Source organism: Caballeronia sp., from assembly GCF_049581465.1.
Classification (GTDB): Bacteria; Pseudomonadota; Gammaproteobacteria; order Burkholderiales; family Burkholderiaceae; genus Caballeronia.
Window position 1 is genome coordinate 1 of the sequence record NZ_JBAUSA010000512.1, and the last position, 2,748, is coordinate 2,748.

Sequence of the window (2,748 nt, forward strand, 5' to 3'; positions counted from 1 at the left end):
GCCCCAGTCGGCGGCGAGCGTGCTTTCGCTGCGCGCGGAAATCAGGCCATGCCGCACGAGCCGGCCGAGCACGGTCAGCGACGCATTGCGCGCAATACTCAATTCAAGCGCGAGGCCTTGCGCGCGCCGGTCCTCCGGCACAAGCGCGAGTCCCGCACGGACCGCCGCTTGCGGACGGCCCAACTGCAGCGGTTTTCCGGCGACCTGGACTTCACCCGCATCCACCGGGTCGATGCCGAAAATTGCGCGTGCCACTTCGCTGCGCCCGGCGCCTACCAGTCCGGCCAACGCAACGATTTCGCCTGCGCGGACTTCAAAGGACACATTCTTGAACACGCCTTCACGGGTCAGTCCACGCACCGCCAGGCGCACCTCGCCTGGCGCGACATCGGCTTTCGGATAGAACGTGTCGAGATCGCGCCCGACCATCTTGCTCACGATCGAGTCGATGGTCATGTCGGCGGTCATTGCGTCGAAGACTTTCAGGCCGTCGCGCATGATCGTCATGCGCTGCGTCAGCGCGAACACCTCGTCGAGCCTGTGCGTGATGAACAGGATGGCGGCATTGCGTTCACGCAACCCACGCACGATGGCGAACAGACGCTCGACTTCGGTCAGCGACAACGCGGCCGTTGGTTCATCCATGATCAGTACGTTTGCGTTCAGCGACAACGCCTTCGCAATCTCGACCACCTGCTGGTCCGCAATGGACAGCCCGCGCACGAGCCGTTGCGCGCGCAGGTTCACGCCGAGCGATTGCAAGAGTGCGTCGACTTCGCGGTTCATTTCCTCGTAGCGAATCCGGCCGAGACGATCCCGCGGCTGGCGACCCATATAGATATTTTCGGCAATGGAGAGATCGGCGAAAAGCGTAGGTTCCTGATAGATCACGGCGAGCCCGGCATCGCGCGCCTCGGCCGGATTGGCGAACATGCGCGCCTGGCCATCCACGAGCAACTCGCCTGAATCGGGTTGATAGACCCCGGCAAGAAGTTTCACCAGCGTCGACTTGCCCGCGCCATTTTCGCCAAGCAACGCATGCACTTCTCCCGGCCATAACGCGAGACTGCCGTCGCCGAGCGCGCGCACGCGTCCGAATGATTTGCTCGCGTGCCTGAGTTCAAGCCGCGGCGTTTTGCTGTCGGTCATGCGTGTCTCCTTCAGATGCGATAGATACGCTCTGCGTTGCCTTTGAACAGCGCATCCTTTTGTGAGGCACTCGCGTCGCTCACGATTGCCGCATAGGCGTTCCACAGTCCGGCATAGGTAGCGAACAAGCGGTCGACCGGGAAATTCGACGCGAACATCGCGCGATCGGTGCCGAATGTATCGATGGTTTCCAGCACATACGGACGAAAGCTTTCCACGCTCCACTGATGATCGAACATGGCGAGGCCGCTTATCTTCACAGCAACGTTCGGACATTGCGCCAGCTTGCGCATGCCATCGCGCCACTGGCGGTAACCAGCTACCGATCGGCGGTCGACAAACATGCCCGCGTGGTTCACGATGAATTGCGTGTCGTGATGCTCACGCGCCAGTTCCACGGCCTCGTTCATCTGCGACGGATAAAGCTGCAAATCGAACGACATTGAATGAGTCTTTAGCAGCCCAAAATTCTTGCGCCATTGGGGCTCGCGCATGTAATGCCGCCCCACGTAGTCATACAGCGGCTCGTGATGCACGTTCAAAATCTGGCGAATACCTCTCGTATTGGCAAACGCCGCGTGTCCTTCCAGCACTTCCTGCACGTTCTCCGCGGATAAATCCGCACCCGCCACAATCGCGTTCGGCTTGCCGTGACCTTCGTTATCCGCCACGCTTTGCAGCCAGCGGGTTTCCTCGACCGGATCAGCCGGGTCGTGATTCGCGTCCACATGCACGAGCTTCAGTATTTCTATCGGGCTGGCTTCGCCGAGCAAATCGCCGATCAGGTAGTCATGCTTGAGATCCTGTGCATCGCCGACGAACGACGTGCCCGGCTCTTCAAGCCACGGGTAGCGATGGCCCTTCAAATCCCATAGGTGAATATGCGGATCGACAACCTGCATGAACGTCTCCTCGTGCCGGCGAAAGGCTTGTCAGGGTAGATGGAAGATCGGCACGAGCGCGGTTTGCGCAGGTGAGCGATCAGGATTCGTTTCCATCAGGTCGGCCATGCTGTCCCACCATTTGCGCATGATGGGCAGTTCGGGCAAGGATTCCATTGTGTGGTGCGGCTCGCGCTTGAGCGTAGCGAACAATTGCCCGCTCGACTCGTCGAGAAAGATCCAGTAGTCGCGAATGCCCGCGTGACTCAACGCCTGGGCAAGTTCGGGCCAGATCTCGCGATGACGCCGCTCGTATTCATCGCGCATGCCTGCCTTGAGGGTCATCCTGAACGCAATCGTCTCCATTGCGGCTAGCCTTTTTTAAGTGTTGATGCCGAGTGTGTTCGCGGCTTTTGTGCTACGACTATAATTCGCCAGCGATAACACTACAATCCGAAGTTGGGATCAACCGATCGCAAAACCGAATCGCCCAGGCGAATGCACGATGAACCAGAACGTCTCCCAGATTGCGTTGATCAACCGCCTCAAATTCAAGCACCTTGCTTTGCTGGTCGCCCTCGATGACGCACGCAACCTGCATCAGGCAGCGGACGCGATCAACGTTGCACAGCCGAGCGCGAGCCGGATGCTGAGCGACATTGAGGAAGCGTTCGGCTTCCTGCTGTTCGAGCGCAACGCGCGCGGCATGCAGCCCACG

The 2,748-nt window shown here is 59.8% G+C and carries 4 protein-coding genes; 1 reads left to right on the top strand and 3 read right to left on the bottom strand.

Annotated features, from left to right (window positions below; all coding sequences use genetic code 11):
- The 3 genes from WCA53_RS12510 to WCA53_RS12520 form a co-directional block, all read right to left on the bottom strand.
- Positions 1-1,149: sugar ABC transporter ATP-binding protein (locus tag WCA53_RS12510; RefSeq protein WP_423910148.1), on the bottom strand; the 1,149-nt coding region annotated here is incomplete at its 3' end.
- 11 nt (positions 1,150-1,160) lie between these two features.
- Positions 1,161-2,051, bottom strand: coding sequence for an amidohydrolase family protein (locus WCA53_RS12515; RefSeq protein ID WP_423910151.1), 891 nt, complete (start codon positions 2,049-2,051; stop codon positions 1,161-1,163).
- Between the two features lie 30 nt (positions 2,052-2,081).
- Positions 2,082-2,396 (bottom strand): L-rhamnose mutarotase, encoded by a 315-nt coding sequence (locus WCA53_RS12520; RefSeq protein ID WP_423910154.1) that lies wholly within the window; start codon positions 2,394-2,396, stop codon positions 2,082-2,084.
- A gap of 139 nt (positions 2,397-2,535) precedes the next feature.
- On the opposite strand from WCA53_RS12520, the gene WCA53_RS12525 reads away from it, so the two are divergent.
- Positions 2,536-2,748 (top strand): helix-turn-helix domain-containing protein (locus WCA53_RS12525; protein ID WP_423910157.1); only part of this gene is annotated, 213 nt, incomplete at its 3' end.